The 3,898-nt window shown below is 76.1% G+C and carries 4 protein-coding genes; 1 reads left to right on the top strand and 3 read right to left on the bottom strand.

Annotated elements, in window-relative coordinates; translation table 11 throughout:
* Nucleotides 1-291: 291 nt before the first annotated feature.
* From IE287_RS37965 to IE287_RS37955, 3 genes are all read right to left on the bottom strand, one after another.
* Complete coding sequence (locus tag IE287_RS37965) at nt 292-741, bottom strand: DUF2267 domain-containing protein (RefSeq protein WP_189853991.1); 450 nt, start codon at nt 739-741, stop codon at nt 292-294.
* A gap of 55 nt (nt 742-796) precedes the next feature.
* Nucleotides 797-1,192: a DUF2267 domain-containing protein gene (locus IE287_RS37960; RefSeq protein ID WP_189853990.1), complete on the bottom strand. Its 396-nt coding sequence runs from the start codon at nt 1,190-1,192 to the stop codon at nt 797-799.
* 103 nt (nt 1,193-1,295) lie between these two features.
* Nucleotides 1,296-1,727 (bottom strand): Hsp20/alpha crystallin family protein, encoded by a 432-nt coding sequence (locus tag IE287_RS37955; RefSeq protein WP_189853989.1) that lies wholly within the window; start codon nt 1,725-1,727, stop codon nt 1,296-1,298.
* A gap of 131 nt (nt 1,728-1,858) precedes the next feature.
* On the opposite strand from IE287_RS37955, the gene IE287_RS37950 reads away from it, so the two are divergent.
* Complete coding sequence (locus IE287_RS37950; protein WP_189853988.1) at nt 1,859-2,479, top strand: type III effector protein; 621 nt, start codon at nt 1,859-1,861, stop codon at nt 2,477-2,479.
* Nucleotides 2,480-3,898 lie beyond the last annotated feature (1,419 nt).

Here is a 3,898-nt window from a genome sequence, read left to right as displayed (position 1 = left end):
GCAATGGACCGCTCTGCCACGCCACCGCAACCTGCGAGAACGCGCGCACTCCCGCTCGGACCAAGGGTAGGGAGCCCGTCGTCCGCGGACGAATCCTTATCCGGACCCTCGGCGACCGTCGCCCCCGAACCACGGAAGTCGTGCCGGAGCCCCTCTCCATGAGCGGAGCCCGATCGGAGGCCCCCTGGGCGGCCCCGTGTTCACGGCGTGGTTCGGCAGCCGCGCGGTTGGGCAGCCGCGCGGGCCGTCGGCCGGCCGGGTCCCTCCGGGCTTGTGACGGCCCGCGCTCGTTCACACGGCGCGGGTGAGTTCGGCTCGGCCGAACAGCAGGGCCCAGCCGGCCGGGAGCCGGTCCAGGATGCGGGTGATCAGGTCGGAGCCGGCGTGGGCGTCGACGGCGGCGAGGACGGAGCCGGTGTCCCAGCGCGCGGTGGCCGGGGAGGCGCCGGAGCGGGCGGCGAGGTCCTTGACGAAGGCCCATCCGGTCATCGGCCGGGCGTCGGGGATCTGGGCGGTCAGCACGCGCGCGGCCTCCAGGGGCAGGCAGGCGGCCAGGTCCACGCGCTCGTCGCCCGTCACCTGCCGGCCGAGCCCGGCGAGGACGAGGCGGACGGCTTCGTCGGCCCGCTCGCGGGTGGGGTAGGCGCCCTCGTAGCGGACCTTCTCCAGCATCTGCTCGTACACCGTCCCGTACGGCTGCGGCTGCGGGCGCTGGAGCGGGGCGGGGGCGTCGGTGATCACTGCGGTGCAAGCCTTTCGTGAAGCGCGGTGCCGCTGGTGGGCGCCGGCGGGAGGGTCAGGTGGGTCGGGGGCGGCCGAAGAGAAGGTCGTAGCCGACGGGAAGCTGGAGCAGGATCTGGCCCAGCAGGTCGTCGCCGGCGGCGTCGGCGGCGGTGGACAGGACGGCGCTGACGTCCCAGGCGGCCGTCGCTTCGGTGGCGCCGTCGATCCAGGCCGACGTGGCCCGGACGAACCGCTGCGGAGTCAGCGGTTCGGCGCTCTGCAGCGGGTTGAGGAGGATCAGCGAGAACTCCTCCGGCAGGCGCGCGGCGAGCTGGGCCCGGACGCCGCCGACGAGGTGTGCTCCGAGGAGGGCGAGGACCACGCGGGCCGCGCGCTCCGCTTCGTTCAGGGTCTCGTACTCGCCGCGTTCCCTGACGTGTTCCAGGAACGCTTCACGTCGCCAGGCCATCGGCCGCCACCTCTCTTCGTGCCGAGGTCGTCCGTGGGGTGCGGGGGGGGCGGGACGGAGGGGGGGTCGGATGCCCGCCTCCCCGCACGGTCCGGGGCTGGTGTCAGCCGGAGATCTGCTTGCGGCCGGATCCGGCGCCGATGGTGATCTTGCGGGGCTTGGCGCGCTCGGCGATCGGGATGCGCAGGGTGAGCACGCCCGCGTCGTAATCGGCCTGGATGCGCTCGGTGTCGAGGGTGTCGGCGAGCACGATCTGGCGGGAGAAGGCGCCCAGCGGGCGCTCGGACAGCTCCATCTGTACGTCGTCGGCCTTCGCCACCGGCCGCCGCTCGGCCTTGACGGTGAGCATGTTCCGCTCGACGTCGATGTCGATCGCGTCCGCGGTCACGCCGGGGAGGTCGAAGGCGACCACGTACTGGTCGCCCTCGCGGTAGGCGTCCATCGGCATCGCCGACGGCTTCGACCACGTACCCGGCCCCATCAGCTGCTGCGTGAGGCGGTCCAGCTCACGGAAGGGGTCAGTGCGCATCAACATGGTGAGTACACCTCCAGCGGGTTCGGGCAGTTGCTGCCAATGCGCTGCACTGACACCGTTGTAACATGTCATCCAGTGGATGACAAACAAGATGTCGTCAAAAAGATGACAACCGTTCCGAGGGGGTGCCCGTGACCGCAGCCGACCAGCCGTCCACCGCCGGCTCCGCCCACAGCCCGGCGTCGTTCCTCGCCGCCGCGGCGGCCCTCAAGGCCATAGACGACGCCCTCAGCGGCGCCCGGCGCGACACCCCGGACGCCTCCGCGCCGGGCGCGGAGCAGGCCCTGGCCTCCCTGATGCTGCTGCGGCAGGTCCGCGAGCAGCTCGCCGGGTGGGAGACCGGACTGATCGAAACCGCGCGCGACGCGGGCGCCAGCTGGGCCGACCTCGCGCTCCCCCTCGGCGTCGCCAGCCGCCAGGCCGCCGAACGCCGCTACCTGCGGGGCCGCCCCGGCCCCGAGGGCACCACCGGCGAACAACGCGTCACCGCCACCCGCCAGGCCCGCGCCGCGACCCGCACCACCGCCGCCCGGGCCCGCCACAACGCCGCCGACCTGCGCCGCCTCGCCGGCCAGATCACCGCGCTCACCGACCTGCCGCCCGCGGCCCGCCGCCCGCTCGGCGACCTCCACGCGGCCCTCGCCCACGACGACCCCGCCGACCTCATCGCCCCCCTCACCGCCACCCGCCCCCACCTGGCCGCCGGCCACCCCGACCTCGCCGCCCGGATCGACACGCTCACCGCGTCCTGACCCCGCCGGGCGGGGCCCCGGCCGCTGCGGGCGAGCGACGACGAGGACGGGAGGATCGCCGAGCCGGATGGCCGTGGGGTTCGACGACGACCTCGCCGGCGGGGCGACCGGGCGCGCGAGCCGGTCGCACGGCCTGCCGGCGCAGGGCGATCCGTCGCCGGAGCGGGTCCTGGGACCACGGTCGCGGCACCCGGCCGTTCCCCCACCGCCGCGACGGTGCGAGTCCCCGGCCCGCGAACGCATGACCGGCAGACGCCGGCCGGTCGTGCCGCTGGGGCCGAAGACACCACGCAGGGTCGAGCGGCTGGTCGCGGCGGCCCGAGTGCCGGGCCCCCGCGCGAACGGGGGCCCGGCGCTTGGGCAATGAGCCCATGGGCCGGGGCAGAGCCGAGCCGAGCCGAGCCGAGCCGAGCCGAGCGAGAACGCCGCGGGGGCCCCGCGCGGCCGGCCGGCGGGTCCCGGCCCCCGCTCGCCGTTCGGGCGGCCGTGGCGGGGGCGGCGGGGGTGCGGCGGGCGAGGGCGTCGCCGTGGGCCGGGCGCCAGGCGGGGGCGGCGTCGACGGGGTGCGGGCGGGTACGGGAGCCGTCGTCCCGCGGGCCGTCGCGCTGGGGTCGGCCGGGAGCCATGGGATGCGCCTCGATCCGTGAACGGAAGCCCTTCGGGAGGGTGATCCCGCCGGCCTCCGCGGGATCCCGGGCATCGCAGCCCGGTATCGAGGCGGCATCGCCGCCGGCGGGAAGGCGGGGTGCGCCGGCGGTGACCCGGACCGCTCCGGTACCCCGCCCGCCTCTCCCCGCCCGCCTCTCCCCTCGGCCCGGTACCCCCGCCTTCCTCTCCCGCCGGGCGGAACGCACGCCTCGCAGGTCGGGGCCGTGCGGAAGGCGCCGGCAAGGCGGCGGGCGGGGGTCCGCGACGGAGGACGAACCGACGGACCCCGGGCGGGCGCCGGACCATGCCGGGCGCCGCGAGCACGCCGGGGACGAACGGGAAGGCCCGGCCGGGAGGCGGCGGGTGGCAGGTGGCGGGCAGGGCGACCGCCCCGCACCCGTAAGGAAGGTACGGGGCGGGGCGTGCGCCGAACCACGGGCCCACGGTCGGGGGGAGAGCCGCGGGCGGGTGATCGGAGCGCAGTCCCATGCGCTCGATCCACCGCCTGCCCCCGGGTCGCGCCCTCACACCCGGCGACTTCCGGGACGGCCGAGGAAGCCGGCAGGAAGGACCCCGGTGCGAAGCCCTGGGAGATCGGGGCGGGTTCGCTCCCGAGGAGGGGCTCCGGCACGACTTCCGTGGTTCGGGGGCGACGGCCGCCGAGGGCCCGGATAAGGATTCGTCCGCGGACGACGGGCTCCCTACCCTTGGTCCGAGCGGGAGTGCGCGCGTTCTCGCAGGTTGCGGTGGCGTGGCAGAGCGGTCCATTGC

This window comes from Streptomyces omiyaensis, from assembly GCF_014650895.1.
GTDB lineage: Bacteria > Actinomycetota > Actinomycetes > Streptomycetales > Streptomycetaceae > Streptomyces > Streptomyces omiyaensis.
Note: the sequence above shows the minus strand (reverse complement) of the source record. Positions and strands in the feature narration are given on the sequence as shown.